General features: G+C 40.6%; 16 protein-coding genes. 1 reads left to right on the forward strand and 15 read right to left on the reverse strand.

Features of this window, described 5'->3' with window-relative positions; all coding sequences use genetic code 11:
- Nucleotides 1-24: 24 nt before the first annotated feature.
- On the forward strand, nt 25-1,410 hold the full coding sequence (locus ACAN52_RS00260) for an acetyl/propionyl/methylcrotonyl-CoA carboxylase subunit alpha (RefSeq protein ID WP_378950446.1): 1,386 nt from the start codon (nt 25-27) through the stop codon (nt 1,408-1,410).
- A gap of 8 nt (nt 1,411-1,418) precedes the next feature.
- Here ACAN52_RS00260 and uvrA read toward each other — a convergent pair whose 3' ends face one another.
- From uvrA to prfB, 15 genes are all read right to left on the reverse strand, one after another.
- Entirely contained in the window at nt 1,419-4,268 is a 2,850-nt protein-coding gene (gene uvrA / locus ACAN52_RS00265) for an excinuclease ABC subunit UvrA (RefSeq protein WP_378950449.1), read from the reverse strand.
- A 5-nt stretch (nt 4,269-4,273) separates the two neighbouring features.
- Nucleotides 4,274-6,346 carry an excinuclease ABC subunit UvrB gene (gene uvrB / locus ACAN52_RS00270; RefSeq protein ID WP_378950452.1) on the reverse strand — a complete coding sequence of 691 codons (2,073 nt, stop codon included), beginning with the start codon at nt 6,344-6,346 and terminating at the stop codon, nt 4,274-4,276.
- 98 nt (nt 6,347-6,444) lie between these two features.
- A complete protein-coding gene (locus ACAN52_RS00275) occupies nt 6,445-7,692 on the reverse strand; it encodes a PDZ domain-containing protein (RefSeq protein ID WP_378950455.1) in 1,248 nt (415 codons plus the stop codon).
- Between the two features lie 74 nt (nt 7,693-7,766).
- Nucleotides 7,767-8,909: a S41 family peptidase gene (locus tag ACAN52_RS00280; RefSeq protein WP_378950458.1), complete on the reverse strand. Its 1,143-nt coding sequence runs from the start codon at nt 8,907-8,909 to the stop codon at nt 7,767-7,769.
- 134 nt (nt 8,910-9,043) lie between these two features.
- Entirely contained in the window at nt 9,044-10,171 is a 1,128-nt protein-coding gene (locus tag ACAN52_RS00285; RefSeq protein ID WP_378950461.1) for a murein hydrolase activator EnvC family protein, read from the reverse strand.
- A 13-nt stretch (nt 10,172-10,184) separates the two neighbouring features.
- Nucleotides 10,185-11,072, reverse strand: coding sequence for a permease-like cell division protein FtsX (gene ftsX, locus ACAN52_RS00290; RefSeq protein ID WP_378950464.1), 888 nt, complete (start codon nt 11,070-11,072; stop codon nt 10,185-10,187).
- A complete protein-coding gene (ftsE, locus tag ACAN52_RS00295) occupies nt 11,062-11,748 on the reverse strand; it encodes a cell division ATP-binding protein FtsE (RefSeq protein ID WP_378951783.1) in 687 nt (228 codons plus the stop codon). The genes ftsX and ftsE overlap by 11 nt, the downstream gene beginning before the upstream one ends.
- A gap of 105 nt (nt 11,749-11,853) precedes the next feature.
- On the reverse strand, nt 11,854-12,597 hold the full coding sequence (locus ACAN52_RS00300) for a site-2 protease family protein (RefSeq protein ID WP_378950467.1): 744 nt from the start codon (nt 12,595-12,597) through the stop codon (nt 11,854-11,856).
- A gap of 111 nt (nt 12,598-12,708) precedes the next feature.
- A complete protein-coding gene (locus tag ACAN52_RS00305) occupies nt 12,709-13,644 on the reverse strand; it encodes a transketolase family protein (protein WP_378950470.1) in 936 nt (311 codons plus the stop codon).
- Nucleotides 13,645-13,738: 94 nt separating this feature from the next.
- Complete coding sequence (locus ACAN52_RS00310; RefSeq protein WP_378950473.1) at nt 13,739-14,584, reverse strand: transketolase; 846 nt, start codon at nt 14,582-14,584, stop codon at nt 13,739-13,741.
- Nucleotides 14,585-14,657: 73 nt separating this feature from the next.
- Nucleotides 14,658-15,512 carry a YitT family protein gene (locus ACAN52_RS00315; RefSeq protein ID WP_378950476.1) on the reverse strand — a complete coding sequence of 285 codons (855 nt, stop codon included), beginning with the start codon at nt 15,510-15,512 and terminating at the stop codon, nt 14,658-14,660.
- 3 nt (nt 15,513-15,515) lie between these two features.
- On the reverse strand, nt 15,516-16,625 hold the full coding sequence (gene csaB, locus ACAN52_RS00320) for a polysaccharide pyruvyl transferase CsaB (protein ID WP_378950479.1): 1,110 nt from the start codon (nt 16,623-16,625) through the stop codon (nt 15,516-15,518).
- Nucleotides 16,618-18,669: a DUF5693 family protein gene (locus ACAN52_RS00325; RefSeq protein WP_378950482.1), complete on the reverse strand. Its 2,052-nt coding sequence runs from the start codon at nt 18,667-18,669 to the stop codon at nt 16,618-16,620. Before ACAN52_RS00325 ends, csaB begins: the two co-directional genes overlap by 8 nt.
- A gap of 35 nt (nt 18,670-18,704) precedes the next feature.
- Nucleotides 18,705-19,397 carry an LmeA family phospholipid-binding protein gene (locus ACAN52_RS00330; RefSeq protein ID WP_378950485.1) on the reverse strand — a complete coding sequence of 231 codons (693 nt, stop codon included), beginning with the start codon at nt 19,395-19,397 and terminating at the stop codon, nt 18,705-18,707.
- A 32-nt stretch (nt 19,398-19,429) separates the two neighbouring features.
- A protein-coding gene (gene prfB / locus ACAN52_RS00335; protein ID WP_378950488.1) for a peptide chain release factor 2 occupies nt 19,430-20,528 on the reverse strand; the annotation gives its coding sequence in 2 pieces (ribosomal slippage) (nt 19,430-20,455 and nt 20,457-20,528; 1,098 coding nt in all).
- Nucleotides 20,529-20,549: the final 21 nt, after the last annotated feature.

A 20,549-nucleotide genomic window follows, 5' to 3' on the forward strand; every position in this document is an offset into this window, starting at 1 on the left:
TTTATAAATAGGAGGTCTCTAACGATGTTCAAAAGATTATTAATCGCCAATCGTGGCGAGATTGCGATTCGAATCATCCGATCATGTCGCGAACTGGGTGTTGAAGCAGTCGCAGTTTACTCAGACGTTGATGCCAATGCTTTACATGTGCAGTTAGCTGACCACGCTTACCGAATTGGTCCAGCCGATGCCGCTCAAAGCTATTTAAATATGGATGCAATCATTATGGCGGCGAAAGCTGCTAAAGCCGATGCTATCCATCCTGGATATGGCTTTCTATCTGAAAGTGCTGAGTTTGCTGAAAAAGTCACCAACGCTGGCTTAATCTTTGTCGGCCCTAGTGCTGAAATTATTCGTCAAGTCGGCAATAAAGATGCCGCGCGCGCTGCGATGCAGGCAGCAGGACTGCCAATGACGGTAGGAAGCGACCCGATTACCAGTGCTGATAATGCCTGTGAGATGGCAGAAAAAATTGGTTATCCTGTTATTCTAAAACCAGTTTCAGGTGGCGGCGGCAAATCAATGTATGTTGCCAATAATAAAGCTGAATTACTCAATGCCTTAAATAAAGTTGATGTTGAGCGCATCTCTTTCTATTTAGAAACTTATATTTCCGAAGCACGACATATTGAAGTGCAAATTATGGCTGATAATTATGGGAACGTACTGCATGTCGGTGAGCGTGAATGTTCACTTCAACGCCGTAATCAAAAAATCTTAGAAGAATCACCATCCAGTGCTCTAACTCCTGAAATGCGTGAAAGAGTCGGCGCTATGGCAATTCGTGCAGCAAAAAGCATTTTTTACACCAGTGTAGGAACAGTTGAGTTTTTGCTTGATGTAAAAACAGGTAATTTTTATTTTATGGAAATCAATCCTCGTATCCAAGTAGAGCACACTGTAACAGAAATGGTCACTCATATCGATTTAGTCCGTAGACAAATTCGTATTGCAGCAGGTGAGCCACTGAATAAAAAACAATCGGATATTGAATTTAGTGGACATGCCATTGAGTGCCGCATTAATGCAGAAGACCCTGATATGTGCTTCCGCCCATCGCCAGGTTATATTGAGTCCTATCACCAACCAGGTGGTCCAAGGGTTCGAGTAGACAGTGGCGTATGTGCTGGTGAAACTGTACAAGAATATTATGATCCGATGATTGCCAAAGTTATTGCTTATGGCCGGACTCGTGGAGACGCCATCATGATTATGCGCCGCGCCTTAGCCGAGTTCCGAATTTCGGGCATTAAAACTAATATCAGTTTTCACCAACAAATACTCAATAATCCTCATTTCTGTAGTGGTAATATTGACACCCAATTCATTCATAAGCGTATGACTCCCGTCATAAAAGATGAATGTGAAATTGATAAAGAAGATAAAAAACTTTATATCTCCCATGAGTAGGCAAATGCCTACTCTTTTTCTTTTTCTTCTCGGATTCCTCTTTCTAAAATGGGTACTAAGAATTGCCCTGTATAAGAAGCAGGCGTATTGGCAACATCTTCGGGAGTCCCTTGAACGACAATGGTTCCACCGCGGTAACCACCTTCAGGTCCTAAATCAATGACATAATCTGCCGTCTTAATCACATCTAGATTATGCTCAATAACGACTACCGTATCGCCGCCATCAACAAGTCGCTGCAAAACAACAAGTAAACGATGAATATCAGCAGTATGCAAACCAGTTGTCGGCTCATCTAAAATATAGAGAGTTTTTCCTGTACTGCGCCGAGCAAGTTCCGTAGCCAACTTAATCCGCTGAGCTTCTCCCCCTGATAAAGTGGTTGCTGGCTGCCCTAATTTAATATAACCAAGGCCTACATCCTGCAAGATCTGTAGTTTACGTTGTACTTTAGGAATGTTTTGAAAAAACGTCAAAGCATCGTCAATCACCATATCAAGAACACCCGCAATACTTTGTCCCTTATATCGTACTTCTAATGTCTCTCGATTATACCGAGCACCCTTACATACTTCACATGGTACATAAACATCTGGTAAAAAATGCATTTCAATTTTAATGATACCATCACCGCGGCATGCTTCGCATCGTCCGCCTTTTACATTAAAGCTAAAACGACCGGGCTTATAACCCCGCATTTTTGCTTCGTTCGTCTGACTGAATACTTCGCGAATGACATCAAATAAACCAGTATAAGTGGCAGGATTAGAACGTGGCGTACGTCCAATGGGTGACTGATCAATATCAATAATTTTATCAATATATTCAGCGCCACGAATGTCATCATGAGCACCTGGGCGTGTCCGTGCGGTGCGATAAACTCGGCTTGCTAATCCTTTGTATAAAATTTCATTAACAAGTGTACTCTTACCTGAGCCAGAAACACCCGTCACTGCTGTAAATACACCTAAAGGAAAAGCGACCGTAATATTTTTTAAGTTATTTTCTCTGGCACCGACCACTTCTAGCCACTTACCATTCGACTCCCGACGACTTGCAGGGATGGGTATATACTGAACTCCACTTAAGTATTGACCTGTAATGGACTCAGGACATGCTTTAATCTCCTCAACCGTACCTTGGACTACCACTCGCCCTCCATGTTCACCGGCTCGTGGGCCAATATCAATGATATGATCTGCCGTATACATAGTATCTTCATCATGTTCAACAACTAATAGTGTATTGCCTACATCCCGCAAATGCTTAAGCGTATCAAGCAAACGATTATTATCCCGTTGGTGAAGGCCAATACTCGGTTCATCCAAAATATAAAGAACACCAACAAGACCTGAACCAATTTGAGTTGCCAAGCGAATACGCTGCGCTTCCCCACCTGACAATGTGCCAGCAGCTCGATCAAGAGTCAAGTAATCAAGACCTACATTGAGTAAGAATCCAAGCCGTGCATTAATTTCTTTTAAAATTTGCTGAGCAATCATTTGTTCCCGCGTTGTCAGTTCTAGTTTATTAAAAAACTCCTGACACTCAGCAATGGTCAAACGAGTCACTTCATAAATACTTTTTCCGCCAACTTTAACAGCTAAGGTTTCAGGTTTCAGCCTAGCTCCTTTACAAGTTGGACAAGGTCTTGAACTCATATATTCTTCAATATCTTCCCGCGACCAGTCAGAAACGGTTTCGCGGTAACGGCGATTCATCAGCGGAATGACGCCTTCAAAGACGGCATTATAACGTTTATTTTCACCATACATATTGTCATATTCAAAAGTAAACTGCTCGCCATCTGAGCCATTTTTAACGATTCCTTGAACTTCTGGGGATAAACTATCCCAGGTATTGCTCAAAGAATAGCCATATTTATCAAGAACGGCATCCAATTGACACATAAAGTAAGAGTTAATATTCTTACTTAAAGGAGCAATCGCTCCATCAAGAAAGTTCTTACTTCCATCAGGGATAATTAAGGATTCATCAATTTCCATATTATTCCCAAGTCCAGTGCAATCTTGGCAAGCACCAAAAGGACTATTAAACGAAAAAATCCGGGGAGCAATTTCTGGCAGCCCAATGCCACACGTTATGCAGGCAAAATTTTGGCTGAATACTAATTCTTTATCGCCAACGACATCAACCGTGACTACGCCTTCACCGAGATTCAAAGCGGCTTCCAAGGACTCGGCAAGACGAGAGGCAATCCCATCTCGATTTACGAGTCGATCTACCACCACTTCGATGGTGTGCTTTTTATTTTTTTCCAATTTAATCTCATCTGTAAGTTCGCGAATTTCACCATCAATTCGCACCCGTACATAACCATTTTTACGAATATCTGCTAGGACTTTTTGATGCTCACCTTTTTTCCCGCGTATCACTCCAGCCATCAAAATCAGCTTTGTTCCCTCTGGTAATATCACTAATTGATCAACCATTTGCTGGATCGTCTGCTGACTAATGGGTAAACCACATTTAGGGCAATGAGGCCGACCCGCCCGAGCAAAGATGAGACGTAAATAATCATAGATTTCTGTGACGGTTCCCACTGTAGAACGTGGATTTCGGCTGGTCGTCTTTTGATCAATGGAAATAGCTGGAGATAACCCCTCGATATAATCAACATCAGGTTTATCCATCTGCCCCAAGAACTGACGAGCATAGGACGATAAGGATTCCACATACCGCCGTTGCCCTTCTGCATAAATGGTATCAAAGGCTAAAGAAGATTTACCAGAACCACTTAGCCCTGTAATGACGACAAGTTCATTGCGGGGTATCTCAATATCAATATTTTTCAAATTGTGCTGACGCGCACCTTTAATGATAATTTTCTCTTTCATTTGTATTATGCCTTTCCCTTTCTCCGCGGTTTTTTATCTTTCACGGCAGTTTTTACATATTGAGCTCGTTCTTTGAGTTCTACGATCATATCTCGCAGTTCAGCAGCCCGTTCAAATTGCAGTTGTTTAGAAGCAACGCGCATTTCTTTTTCTAAATTACCAATCATATCGATCATTTCACTTTGACTTAAATGACCGATACGATCCACTGTATAGACTTCACTTTGTTCTGCAACTTTCGTCGTTTCAATCAAATCTTTCACTCGCTTTTGAATGGTCATCGGCGTAATGTCATGCTCAACATTATAAGCCTGTTGTATGTCACGCCGTCGATTTGTTTCTTCAATAGCCCGTTTCATGGACTTGGTGATGACATCAGCATACATAATAACTCGGCCATTCACATTACGTGCGGCCCGCCCAATGGTCTGAATCAATGAAGTATCTGAGCGTAAAAATCCTTCTTTATCTGCATCCAAAATAGCAACTAAAGTGACTTCTGGCAAATCCAGTCCTTCCCGGAGTAGATTAATACCAATTAAAACATCAAAAACCCCTGCCCGCAGATCACGAATAATTTCACTTCGCTCAATGGTCGGAACATCAGAATGTAAATATTGTACTTTGATACCGATTTCTTTTAGGAACTCAGTCAAATTTTCGGCCATTTTCTTCGTCAATGTAGTGACGAGCACCCGTTCACGAGCGGCGACTCTTATTTTAATTTCACCTAATAAATCATCCATCTGACCAGTAATAGGACGTACCTCAATTTCAGGATCAACGAGTCCCGTAGGACGAATAACCTGCTGCGCTACCTGACCGGCGGCCTCTCCTAGCTCATATGGACTAGGCGTGGCTGATACATACACAATTTGATTAATACGTTCATTAAATTCTTCAAAAGTAAGAGGCCGGTTATCATAGGCTGATGGTAAGCGAAAGCCATTTTCTACTAAGGATGACTTACGGGCTTTATCACCAGCATACATAGCCCTAATTTGTGGCAGCATGACATGAGATTCATCGATAACAATCAAAAAATCTTCAGGAAAATAATCAATCAAGGTATAAGGGGACTCTCCAGGTTTACGTCCTGTCAGGTGGCGAGAATAATTTTCTATTCCCGAACAGTAACCCATTTCTTGCATCATTTCTAAATCATAACGAGTGCGCTGCTCAATCCGTTGGGCTTCAATTAACTTGCCATTATTCTTAAAATTTTCTAGTTGAGTCGTCAGCTCTGCCTCAATATCAAGAGCGGCCCGCTGCATATTTTCTCGTGTCGTTACATAGTGAGAAGCAGGATAAATGGCAATGTGTTTCCGTTCTCCCATGACCTCACCCGTTAATGTATCAATTTCTAGAATCCGCTCAATTTCATCACCAAAAAGTTCTACACGTATAGCGCTTTCGCCGTGAGCTGCAGGGAAAATTTCGACTACATCCCCTCGCACGCGAAATTTACCACGAACAAAATTAATATCATTTCGTTCATACTGAATATCAATGAGTTTGCGCAGAATGGCATTCCGATCTTTAACTTGTCCTTGTCTAAGGGACAATACAAGACCATGGTATTCATCAGGAGATCCTAGTCCATAAATGCAAGATACGCTGGCCACAATAATAACATCTCGACGTTCAAACAGAGAACTCGTCGCAGAGTGGCGCAATTTGTCAATTTCATCATTAATGGATGCATCTTTTTCAATAAAAGTATCTGTATGAGCAATGTAAGCTTCAGGTTGATAATAATCATAATAACTCACAAAATACTCTACAGCATTATGCGGGAAAAATTCTTTAAACTCACTAGCCAGCTGAGCAGCTAATGTTTTATTGTGGGCAATCACCAGAGTTGGCTTTTGCACTTTTTCAATTAATTTTGCAATAGTAAAAGTCTTACCTGTCCCCGTCGCTCCTAAAAGTACTTGAGCACGTTCACCTCTCATAATACCATCTTCCAGCTGACAAATAGCCGTAGGCTGATCACCCGTCGGTACAAATGGTGCTTCAACTTTGAAAGGGATGCCCCCTTCTTTGTATACAGTTGTTAGTTTAGGTACAGTTGCCATTACAATCACCAGTCTTTACTAAGTATTTATTATTTATTGATAGTCATTATATCACATAGTTACGCGATAAAAAATACTTTAATCGAACATACATACGATTATTTATTTTTTCTCATTACTTTCTTGCACCATTCCCACAACAAAAACTTATCCTCGACTAACTCGATATAATGCAATTCATCACCTGATGGTACTAAAATAACACCAAGTATCGTCTTTTCTTTGACCATCTTGATTTTTCGTTGTTTAATGCGTCCATTTCGTAATAATTCTATGATAAAAGAATGGGGAGCAGTCTCAAGGGCTGATGCTAATTGCCTAGGATGATCTATAGGTAAACCATGTACATTCAGCAGAATATCTCCTGGTTGCAAGCCTGCTTTATAGGCTGGACTATCAATGACTGTATCTAAGATCATCACCCCTTGCGCTGGTGGCACATAATGAGGAGAACTCTCGAATTCCTGGCGACTATCAAACTGAATGAACAGTTCATGACCTAAGGGAGATAGAAGAGCTGCTGTCAGCTGCAGCCATTTATATTGAACTGATAATAAGGCAACGGTTAGCAGCGTTAAACTATATATGGCTAAATACATGGCAGACCTACATCGCCTCCTTTGAGGCGAACTAGCAATCGCAAGATCAGTATAACCCAAGGCTGCCACAACAGGGATCATGGCATACATCCATTGATGTCCTTCAGGGAGCGCCTGAACCACAGGTAATAAAGGCCACCAATCAGGCATACTGATCATACTGGCAGATATCTTAGCATTTGGTACAGCGACAGCTGACATCAACACCAAAGGGAGGGGCCAAAAGTTTTGCAGATTAAAAGCTCCAACTAACTGGCCATCCGTGCGCCGTAAAATCACAGGAATGTTCCCATAACGCCCGCTCATGACAATCAATAGGCTTTCCGTAATGTGCAAAATTGCTACAAATACCAGGACCTGAGGGACATCAACAATAGGCCAACCAAATAACACCTTAGATAAAGCAACTAATCCTCCTGCATACGCAAAGCATAAATATCTCATGTTAATCGCCATGAGTACAATGGCGACAGGCCAAATATAACTAAGCCCTAATTGACTAAGATTAACCCCCATCAATGTGAGTAAAAAACTGCCAATTATACCGCCCACACTGCCAAAGAAAATCGTCATTGTAACTTGCTGCGGGAGTGAAAAAGTATCAACCCCGAGCATACGTCGCTGACTTTTCTGAACTTGCCAATACTGATAGATAATGAGCAGAATGACTAGCCAAAACATAGGCTCGAAATAGACTGCAACGACACCACTGATCATGAGTTGTAACATGTCCTGCCACGGAAACATACTTTCACCTCTAATCTAAAAAGTATTAAATGGGGAAAAAGCGGCTAAGGCCAAAGCCCGCCGCTGATACTCTACTATTTGATTATTTTTTCTTTTACAACTTCGATTGCTTTATCTAGCTGCACATCCTTTTGCGCATCTTTTTCCATTTCCACTTTAATATCAGGTTCAAGACCAATGCCATTAATTGAACGATCATTTGGTGTTAAATATTTGGCAATTGTCAGCTTAATTCCACCACCATCTAAACGAAGTATGGTTTGAACTGAGCCTTTACCATATGTTTTAGTACCAATTAGAGTGCCTGATCCTGTATCTTGAATGGCACCTGACACAATCTCAGAAGCACTAGCGCTCCCCCCATTGACAAGAACAGCAGCTGGATATTTTACTTTTTCCAAACTAGACGAATGTACTTCGCGCTGACCATCCCGAGTTACCACGGATACCACAGGACCTTTCGGTACAAATAGATTGGCAACCTTCACACTTTCTTGAAGTAATCCACCTGGATTATCTCGAAGATCTAAGACGACAGCTTTCATACCTTCTTTTTCTAGTTCTTGATATTTACGTACTAAATCACTGCCTGTATTCTCATTAAACATCGAAATACGAATATAACCAATTTCATCAGATAACATTTTTCCTGATACCGTCTTAATTTGAATACTAGAACGAGTCAAAGCATAATCTTTTAAGGGTTCATTGCCGCGACGAATCGACAAGGTTACAGTTGATCCTTCTGGTCCTCTAATTTTTCCAACAGCTTCATCTAACGCCATATCTTTACTGTCTTTGCCATCAATCTTGGCGATTTGATCACCACTTTTAATACCTGCTTTTTCACTCGGCGTGCCTTCGATAGGGGAAACAACAGTGAGCATTTTATCTTTCACACCAATGACAATACCCACACCACCAAAAGACCCTTCCGTTTCAATCATAAATTCCTTATACATCTTAGCATCCATATAAATAGAATGAGGATCACCTAAGGAATTAACCATCCCTTTTACAGCACCCGCCATTAAAGTTTCCATAGGTACCGGTTCAACATACCGACTTGTAATAATTTGTACTGCTCTGAAAAATTTTAACGTACTGACTACATCAGTAGAATTACCATTGATAAGGTAGATAAATCCACCAGCAGTTACAGAAAAAGTAAATATTACTAACAAAATAGCACCTATAATGATTTTACGACGACTCAATATACACACCCCAATTCGAGATATGGGCATCGCCCAATTCTTTAATGCAACTTATATATATGTAGAAAACCTAAAAAATATTCTATATACCGTAAGGGCACCCTAGACGGGTACCCTTACCATATCGTGACATTTTATAGATAGCTCAATGGGTTAACCGGAGAACCACCTTGTCGTACTTCAAAATGCAAATGTGGCCCTGTTGAATAACCAGTTGAACCAACTCTTGAAATCGGTTCACCTTTACGTACACGTTGCCCTTCACTTACAAGTAACTCTGAATTATGACCATATAATGTGGAGATACCATTGCCATGCTCAATAATCACAGCTTTACCATATCCACCCATCCAATCAGCAAAAATAACTACGCCACCATCTGCAGCTCGCACCGTATCACCATATTCAGCACCAATATCAATACCGCTATGAAAACGTTGTGAACCAAAAACAGGATGACTTCGCCAACCAAAAGGTGATGTAATTTCCGTAACTTCTGTCGGCCACATCATGGAGCCTGTGCTACCAGTTGGTCCTCCTTGTTTTGACGATTGCCGATTGCGAATCATCTGTTCAATTCTCTGCGATGCTTCTGCCAATTCTTGATAAGCCTGCTCTGATGCATTTTTTTCACTTACTGCCGCATCCAATACACGTTCGCGTTCTTTTTTACTGGCTTCAATTACTTTTTTCTTTTCGTCTATTGTTTGCTTTAATACCAAAATTGATGCCCGATCACGATCTAACTCGGATTTTGTCTGCAACACCAATTCTCGTTCAGCTTTAACTTTGAGAATCAATTCTAGATCTTTATTAATGATCCGTTTTAAAATATCTACACGCGTTGTAAAATCACCAAAATCATTCGCACCAAGTAATACATCTAAATAACTTAGCTGTCCATTTTGATAGATATCACGGATGCGAGTATTTAAGATCAAACTTCTTTCAGATAATTTTTTTTCTGTTGCTGCTAAAATCACTGTATTTTTTTTAATTTGCTCTTCTGTTGCACTTAGCTTATTTTGAACAGACTTGTAATCACCTTGAGCCGTTTCTAATTCAGTCTGGACCTTACGCAGTTGCTCAGATACACTATCAACCTTTTGCTGAGCCGCCGCCGTTTTCTCTTTCTGTTCTTGCATTTGTTGCTGAACTTGTTGTTGTTGTTCCCCAAGTTCACTTGCCAATACAGGTCCTACAACCATGATAGACATAAGCAGCACTAACCCGCAAGCAAGATATCGTCGAAATCTAAACATGAAAAACCTCCCGCTATACTTGCATAAATTTTCGCAGTGATATAGTACTGCCTAAGGCTCCAATGATAGTACCGATCAGCAGTAATACAATACTAATATAATTGATAAATGGATATTGTGGAATCAAGGGCAAAAAGGCTAAGGATTCATACACTTGATGAATCAAAGCACCATAGGTTTGATTCAGGAGCACGACTGCAAGGAGCGCTCCACCAAAACCTAAAATAATTCCCTCAAGCAGAAAAGGCCAGCGAATGAACCAATCAGTCGCACCTACATATTTCATAATACCAATTTCTCGGCGCCGTGCGAACACAGTTAAACGAATAGTATTGGAAATAATAAACAATGCTGCCAAAGCCAAAAAACCAATGAGAATTACGCCAAAGATGCGTATCATTCGAGTCAGCGTAAATAATTGTTCCACGACTTCTTGACCATATTTAGCATTTTCTACGCCTTTTATTTGAGCAATGGCTTGAGCGACAGGTTTAACCTTTTCAGGGCTGTCCATCTTCACCTCAAAGGCATTCGGTAATGGATTGTTACCATCAAGAGCCTTTAGAATGCTCTGCTGTTCACCCAATCGCTCTTTAAACCGACTCATCGCTTCTTCTTTAGCAACAAAAATAACCTGGTTTACTCCAGGAAGTTTAGTAATTTTGGTACCGATTTCACGCATTTGCACATCACTAAGTCCATCTTGCAGATAGACAGAAACCTGTACTTGAGATTCCAAATTAGATGCCATATTGTTCAAATTAAGAACCATAATCAAAAACATTCCCAGAATTAAAAGAGATAAAGCAACCGTACTAATGGATGCAAAACTCATTAAGCCATTACGTCGAATTGAACTAACGGCCTCTTTAATAAAATATTCAATTGTTCTAATCTTCATAGCCATATACCCCTTTGACCTCATCGCGAGCAATCTTACCCTTTTCAATGGCAATCACGCGTTTTTTCATCGCATCAACAACAGTTTTGTCATGAGTTGCCATCACAATTGTTGTTCCACCTTTATTAATGCGTGCAAAAATCTTCATGATTTCCCAAGAAGTTTCGGGATCTAGATTGCCTGTTGGCTCATCAGCAATGACCACCACTGGATTATTGACGATCGCCCTGGCAATGGCAACACGTTGCTGCTCGCCACCTGACAATTCACTGGGGCAACTTCCTGACTTATGTCGAAGACCCACTAAATCAAGTACATGAGTCACCCGTTTTTTAATATCCCGATGTGATGATTCAATGACTTGCATAGCAAACGCTACATTTTCATACACAGTTTTATTAGGTAATAAACGATAATCTTGAAAAACAATCCCTAAATTTCGCCTTAAATAAGGCACCTCTGATGGTTGAAGTTCACCAACATTACGACCATTGACAATAAGTTTCCCTTTTGTTGGAAGTTCTTCCCGAAAAATCATCTTTATGAAAGTAGATTTACCAGCACCGCTTGGTCCTACTACAAATAAGAAATCACCTTTAGGAATGTCAATCGTAATATCAGAGAGGGCGACACAACCATTATCATATACTTTAGAAACACCAGACAAATGAATCAATCTATAGTCACTCTCCCTACGAATCGCCAAGTTTCAATTCTACTTACTAAAACTTTGACATTTTTCATAAAATACCTCTTTTATTTATGATTTTTTTCATAAACCTTACTTTAAAATCTCGACAATATACAATGTTGTTCCTCCTAATACACCAACCAATCCGAAGTACCACCAACCCACCGACAGCCGCTGCCGAATCGTCAGCTTATAATAAAGTAAATTCTCATCAACATCTTGACTTTGCCACAATCTAAATAAGGAAAAGACTAGAATCAGAAAGACAAAGACATTATAAGTATATACAAATAACAGCCCAATCACAATACTTCCTAACCACCACAAACGAGGAGAAATTGCAGCAGCAATACGTCCACCATCCAAGGGTTCACAAGGTATCAGATTAAATAAATTGAGCAAACAAGCTGTATAGGATAATATTAACAATAACATATTATTTGTCCATAAGTAAAGAACCAAGCAAAACAAAGCACTGAGTGTCCCCATCGCCGGACCACCAATCGCAACATTGGCTTCCATTTTCACATTAAGAGGTAATTCTTTTATACGAATCACAGCCCCAAAAAAAGGAATAAAAATAGGACTAGAAACGTGTAGTCCTACCACCTTTGATGCTACTAAATGTCCAAATTCATGAGCAAAAAGTAATAATACAAAACCTAAAGCAAATTTCAAACCAAAAGCCACAGCATAGACCGCGATGGAAATGAGCATCGACAGGGCCATCATCAAAATTGGCCCAAGCTTTAGCATGGCAATACAACTTGCCAAACAAATCACAGTTCGCCGAATCATCTGCCGACCTAAACCAATAACTTGCCAAGCCTTCATACAGCCACCTCCTGCTCCTTACAATGGAATGTTTCTTCTCACTCTATTATCAATAAAAAAAGACTCTCTTCATGTTTATGCATGAGAGAGTCTTTTTATCTATCGTGTCGTTTATTTTTTGCGTCCCACTACTTTTTTTGCAGCAGCGATAATATCATCCGCTGTTAAATGATATTTCACAAGTAAAGTTGGTGGAGTACCTGATTCACCAAAGGTATCCATGACACCGATACGTTCCATTGGCACAGGCATATTTTCTACAAGAACTTCAGCAACTGCACTTCCCAGACCACCAATGATGCTATGTTCTTCACAAGTTACAATGGCACCAGTATCTGTCGCTGCTTTAATAATCGCCTCTTTATCGATCGGCTTAATGGTATGAAAATTTAAAACGCGTGCGCTAATCCCTGCACTCACTAAGGCCTCAGCTGCAGCTTTTGCAGGAGCAACCATAATACCCGTTGCCATAATCGTTACATCTGTACCATCAACTAATTCTACAGCCTTACCATGTTCATATTGATAGTCAGCTGTAAATAGATCCGGCACGGACATACGACCTAAACGAATATAGACAGGTCCCTTATACTCAGCAGCAAATGCTACTGCTTGGCGAGTTTCCTCAGCATCAGCAGGTACAATCACTGTCATGTTAGGAATACTGCGCATCAAAGAAATATCTTCAATCGCTTGATGAGAAGCTCCATCTTCGCCGACTGTCAAGCCTGCATGAGTAGCAGCAATTTTTACATTAAGCTGTGGATAGCAAATTGAATTACGAACCTGTTCAAAGGCGCGTCCAGCAGCAAACATAGCAAAAGTAGAGACAAAAGGAATTTTACCAGAGGCTGCAAGACCTGCGCCAACCCCCATTAAATTTTGCTCTGCAATCCCCACATTAAAAAATCGTTCAGGAAAAGCCTTAGCAAAAACAGCAGTCTTCGTTGATTTGGATAAATCTGCATCTAATACTACGATATCTTTATGTTTTGCTCCAAGTTCTTTTAGTATTTCTCCGTATGCTTCACGAGTTGCTAACCCCATTCTAAACTCCCCTTTCTGGCTATCTCAAAACGTCCACCTACATGACTACTTCTGCCGTGAACACTTGAACGTTTGAATTAGCCTTCGTTATATTTTATTGATTCTCTAAATCACTTAATTGTGCAAGGAATAATTCACATTGAGCGTGAGTTGGTGCTTTACCATGCCAGTCAGCGATGTTTTCCATTTCACATACGCCTTTACCTTTAACAGTTTTAGCCACAATCATGGTTGGTTTACCTTTAACTGTTTTAGCAGTTTGAATGGCATCATAAATTGCGTTTATATCATGCCCATCAATAACAAGCACATTCCAATTAAAAGCCTGCCATTTTTCAGGGATTGGTAAAGGTGATAGGACTTCAGATACAGGGCCATCAATCTGGAGTCCATTAAAATCAACAAAAGCTGTTAAATTATCCAGTTTGTAATGGGCAGCAAACATAGCTCCTTCCCATACCATACCTTCTTCTAATTCACCATCACCAAGGATGGTATAGATGCGACGATCACTGCCATCAAGACGAGCTGCTAGTGCCATGCCCGAAGCAACACTCAAACCTTGGCCTAGTGAACCAGTAGACATATCAATCCCTGGCAAATTTTTCATACTTGGATGACCTTGTAAACGACTATCTATTTTTCGTAATGTTAATAGCTCTTCTTTTGGGAAGAAACCTTTCTCTGCCAACGTTGCATACAGCACAGGTGCTGCATGACCTTTGGACAACACGAAACGATCTCGATCACTCTCTTGTGGGTTCTTGGCATCTACATTCATTTCAGCAAAATATAATGTTGTCAAAATATCAGTCGCTGATAAAGAACCACCTGGATGGCCAGACTGGGCCTCAGTCACCATAGAGACAATGCTAGAACGAATGGATTTTGCATAACTCTCAAGTTGCGCTACTTCTTCTGTCGTAAGTTTTTTAGACATAAATTCTACCCCCTTTTTTTACGAATTGAGACAATATATCACGTTCTCAATTCCAAGTAAGAACGACTAAGGCTTATGACCTCAACCTTTTCACCTCTGTAAAACCTTCGCCCAATACCTCATGGGCAGATGTAACAATAACAAAAGCCTTCGGATCAATTTCATAAATTAACTCTTTTAGTTGAGTCACTTCACTTGTACTGACCACACATAATAACATTTGTCTCGGCTCTCCAGTATAACATCCTTTGGCCTCCCAAAGAGTTACACCCCGATCCAATTCTATAAGAATCGCATCAGATACTTGAGTCGGTTGACTGCTCATCACAAAAAAAGCCTTAGATGAACTAGGTCCTTCCTGAACCAGATCAATAATCTGGCCTGTAACAAACATAGAGATCAAAGCATATAAAGCAAGTTCAGGGCTTTTAAAAGCCACACCAGCAAAAATGATAACAAAAAAATCTGCTGCCATCATGGCTTGCCCAATGCGAATTCCTAGTAACTTATTCAAAATAACAGCTGCTAAAGCCGTACCAGCAGTATTGCCCTTAGATCGAAATACCAGACCTAAACCAATACCACCCACTACTCCACCATATAAAGAACTTAATAACAAATCATTTGTAAGAACTGGAGTAAAAGGCGCTGTCATATCAATAGCCACAGAGAGTACACCAGCGCCAAATAATGTATTGATCCCATAGCGAGCACCCATGATCTTAATACCAGCGATAAATAAGGGAATATTAAATGCGAGCATGATAAGACCAACGGGCCAGCCTAACAAATGATGGAGTACTGTCGCTAAACCACTCACGCCACCTGCCGCCACCTTATTGGGTATCAAAAACATATTCAGACTCACTGCTGTAATAACAGCCCCTACTGTAATTCCCAGATAGTCACGCCATACTATTTTTTTCATGACTTATTCCTTTCTGCATGTTGCCTGTGAAATAAGCTCGAGAGCTAACTCAGCATTGCGAAAAGCTTTATCTCGCAAATAATGACTCTGCTGCGACTTTTGCTGATGACTATCGATCGCAGTTGGCCATAACTGACGTACTTTGTCGAGTAGCTTGTCTACTGTCACATTCTGCAAAGTTCCTGCATTACACTCACCAAGAGTCTCTAGAAATCGTTCAATTTTAGGATCATAGGAAATACCTACCATTGGCACATGCATCACAGCGGCGAAAATCAACGCATGGAGACGAATACCAATTAGTATATCAAAATTGCCAACTAAAGACAATAATTCATTGGTTGTATATTCTTCAGTCAATACAATCCCTTTTTCCTTAGTTCGGCTGGCAATTTTTCTAGAAACAGCAACATCTTCAGGCCACTGCATGGGTAAAAATACAATACGCGCTCCAAACTCAACTGCCAGTTGATCGGCAACTTGCGCCAAAACCTGTTTGTAATGTCCCCAATCTTTCCATTCCCGCACCGAGATACCAATAAGCGGAGCTGTACCTGTGACTCCTGCTTTTTGCAAGATTCTGCGCCCCACTTGTTTATCAACTTGATGCATCGCCAAGACTGGATCAGCAGTCACGTAGATCGGCGGCTTAGTAACTTGTAAGCGCTTGAGTTCATCTTGGGAACCTTCATCCCTTACAGTGATCAAATCCACCATATTGCCAATATAACGCATAATATTTCGCGCTAACCGCCCACGCACTGGACCAATTCCTTGTGCATACAACATAACGGGTGTGTTCAATTTTTTCGCTAGCATCATAATACTTAAATAGTAATATAAACTACGTTCACTCGTAACGTCTTGAAGTAAACTACCACCACCACTGATTAACAACTGACTTTTGGCCAGCAGTCTTGCAATTTCGGGATAATTAAGCCGATAGACCGACGCTACTCCATGACGTTTACGAGTTTCTTCCGGATTACCGGAAATAACAGTAATGTTTATATCTGATGCAAGTTCAGTCAACACTTCGATCATGGCTGCCAACATAGCTTCATCGCCAGCATTGCCAAAACCATAGTATCCTGAAATAACAATCTCACTCATGCTCAGTTGGTCTCCTTCCTAGGACAAACGACAAGTAAGTGAGTACCTGCACGCCAATAACTGCCAGTACACCAAATACTATGCCAACCACCATACCATCCAGCCCGCGGACGAAGGACATAAAGACAGGTGTACGCAAATGGGCAAAGGTTTCCACCAAAGAGCCTTGACCAATCGTCGCAACAACGATCAAAGCATAATGTATCACTCGCGGCCACTGACGATATACCGCCATCACTGCTAGAAAAAATGCGGGATGCCCTATCATAAATTCTTTTTCCCGAGGACGAGCGTACATAATACGTTCTAGAAAAGATCGCATTTTAATCTCAATATCAGGAACAGGTACGCCAGCGGTATGACCAGAACGACCAACAAAGACCCAAGCACCTAATGCTACAAAAGCAAACACTAACAAGGTCTTAATATAAATCGGATAATCAAGCATCTTGACGACCTGCTGCCAAATTCCTTTTGTATCACTATTTTTCGTTGAAAATAAGTCATATCTAGCTAGATATACGGCTGTAATCAAGAGAATCGGTGCAATAAATGTCAGTTTTACACCACGGAAAATTTCCATTTCTAAAAAGAAACGAACATCTCCCAGCATACCAGCTACATACATTCCACCAATCATTGATAACAAAACAGTCACGATAATTCCACCAATACCATGAATCATAATACCCATGAGAGCTCCCTTTTTCGGACTCACCATGTTTTTCCAACGATCAATCTGCCAGGTCATCGCTAATACAGGAAATAAAATTGCACTGGCCAAGGCTACTGCTTGACGAACTACATTACCACTGCCTTTTAGAATGGGTAGCATCAACGCAATCGACAATATAATTAGCAAACCATATTGATAATACGTATTAAAAGGGCGTACTAATGTTAAGAACAATACTCCTGCTGCCACTGCACCAAGACTGATGAGCGCTAACAAGAATGGATTGGGGAAGTAAGGCTTAAAAGTACCTGCTTGACCAATGGTAAATCCTTTTTCCACTAATCCTGTTTTTACACCTGTAATATAGTCGATATTTGTTTCCACAAGATTCTTGCCAGGTTCAGGTTTATCATATTTACGCAGTAGATTCATGCGAATATTTCGTTCCTGATCTGTAACAACCCAGCGTTGAATGGCTTCTTCTGATTTGAGTTTAGGCTGCTCATCTTTTGGAATTACATACATCCGTGCTGCTTGATAATCATTGTTTACAGCCATAGGAACAAGACCTTCTTGTTTAAAAAACTGCAATTGCAACGGATGCTCAATAAGAATTAAAGTCAATTTCTTGGCTTTTACCTGTTCAAGTGTAAGAGGTAACAAATCAGGATAACCCAATGCCTCATCACCAACAAACATGAGTGCTGAGACTTTATCAATGCCAGCTAGACGACCAAATACAGACTTTACATCATCCGCCTGTACTTTAGTATAATTGGTAGGCCTCGCCACTACATAGAAACCTTGATTTACCACATAATGCATCTCATCTGTCGGAAGACCTAAATTCCACTTGATCACTTTTTCATAATTTGCCTTTACTGATAAGATCTGCCCTTCTTTATCAAAGACAGCCACTCGTTCTGGACTCAATCTGAGCATTAAGTCTTCTTTCACCTCAGCAAATACTTGGCGATCATGACCAACGACATAAACATCTTCAGCTTGAATGCGACTACTTTCCACAAAACCACGCCACATTGGATCATTGAGCATACCTGCATGATATTGATTCAAGATTTGCGCTCCAGATAAGGCTGTAATTTTACCACTTTTATTTAACTTTTCTAAGGTAGTTTCATAAACTGCTAAGGAAGTGATACCTGCACTGCGAACTTGCTGCATGAGACCATCTAGTGGTACACCTTCAAGTTGAGCGAGTTCAACAACGTCCTCATATTCCATGACCAACTCAACCTTAGTATTACTTTCTTCCACATTGTGCCGTTGCCAGACAATTGTTAAAGAGGCCATTAAACCAATCAGAATACACACGAGTAATATCCGGTTATAGTTAAACTGTTTCAAAAAATTTCCCACCTTATGTAGAAATACGATTAAGTTTAATGTGAACGATTATCCAAATACAAAGTTACTTTTCCATTTCCCATTACAATATCACGAACACTCACATGAAATGGCAGCTTATTCAGATCAACTAAAGGAATCTCAGTTAGTAAAGAGCCGCCAATATTACCTGTTGTCATATTATTAATTAAAACTCGATCAGTAACAAATTTAATTTTTTGACTGTCACTAATAATTTTACCTTCCAAACTAACTGCCACATTCGCAAATCCGCCAATGGCAAAGGTACTACTGGCTTTTACTTTATCAGGAGTAATCACAACAGTCGCATTTTTAACCCCTTTAACGGATTGGTTGAGATGTTGAGCAAGTTCCTCTTGCCCAACCACTGCCGTAATATCAATATCATCAACTGATTTCAAATCAACAGCTCGACTACTCCAAAGTTTTCCCATATCGAGTTGAGCATTGGATAAGGCAATACTCAACTCAGAAAAAGTAATCTTATCAATCTTAGCATGATTTGCCATAATATGAATAGTATCAAATTTACCGCCAAGCATCAGCAGCGCTGGTTTTGTACTGACAGTTGTACTCGCACGATCACTACCTGCCAAACTCATCAGTCCTTGATTGAGAGCCGCTGACATCATCATTGGCAAAAATAGTTCACTGGCTACGAATAACATCAACACCAATAGGATTACGGCTATCAAGCGTTTTCCCACAACAGTGCGCCTCCCCTTGCCTTGTCTTGTCTTTACTTGCCTTGTTTTAAATAGGCTTCAATAAAGCTTGTGAGTTCGCCGTCCATGACAGCATTCACATTACCAGTTTCATTATTCGTGCGGTGATCTTTGACCAAATTATAGGGATGAAATACATAAGAGCGGATCTGACTTCCCCATTCAATCGCTTGATAATCCCCGCCCAGTTCTGTTTTGAAATCAGCTTGTTTTTGCTGTTCCAGTTCAAATAACCGGGCTCTGAGCATCTTCATACATTGTTCTCGATTTTTAATCTGTGAACGTTGACTCTGACATTGAGTAACAATTCCAGTCGGCACATGTGTCATCCGCACGGCTGAATCGGTCTTATTAATATGCTGTCCACCAGCACCTCCTGCACGAAAGGTGTCAACGCGAACATCAGCCATATTAATATCAATTTCCACATTATCATCAATTTCCGGCATGACATCAACAGCAGCAAAGGAAGTATGACGACGGCCACTCGCATCAAAAGGGGAAATGCGCACCAGTCGATGTACACCTTTTTCAGATTTCAAATATCCATAGGCATTAAGACCTGATATCAATAGTGTAGCACTTTTAATACCAGCTTCATCACCAGCTAAAAAGTCCATTGTTTCAACTTTATAGCCACTCTTTTCTGCCCAACGGACATACATTCTAAGGAGCATTTGGGCCCAATCTTGAGCCTCAGTCCCCCCTGCTCCTGCATGCAATGTCAAAATAGCATTGCTATGGTCATGGTCGCCGGATAACATGAGAGTAAGCTCCAGTTGCTCAATGGTTTGCGTCATACGGCTAATCATATCAACAAGTTCAGGATATACACTCTCATCATTTTCATCCATGCCAAGTTCCCATAACATGGTCATATCATCATGATTGGTCATCAATTGCTGGTACTGGGCTACAGTACTCTTTAGATCATTTAGTTCCTGAGCTACTTTCTGGGCTGCACCAGGGTCATCCCAAAACCCTGGCCCCCCCATTGTATCTTCTAGTAATGAAATCCGTTCTTCTTTGCCAGCAACGTCAAAGAGAAACCCTCACTTCAGCTAATTTTTCTTCAAAAGCAACAATAGACACTCGTAAATCTTCTAATAACAAACTTCTCAACTCCAATAAATT

It is taken from the genome of Pelosinus sp. sgz500959 (genome assembly GCF_042610375.1).
Lineage (GTDB): Bacteria > Bacillota > Negativicutes > DSM-13327 > DSM-13327 > CTSoil-075.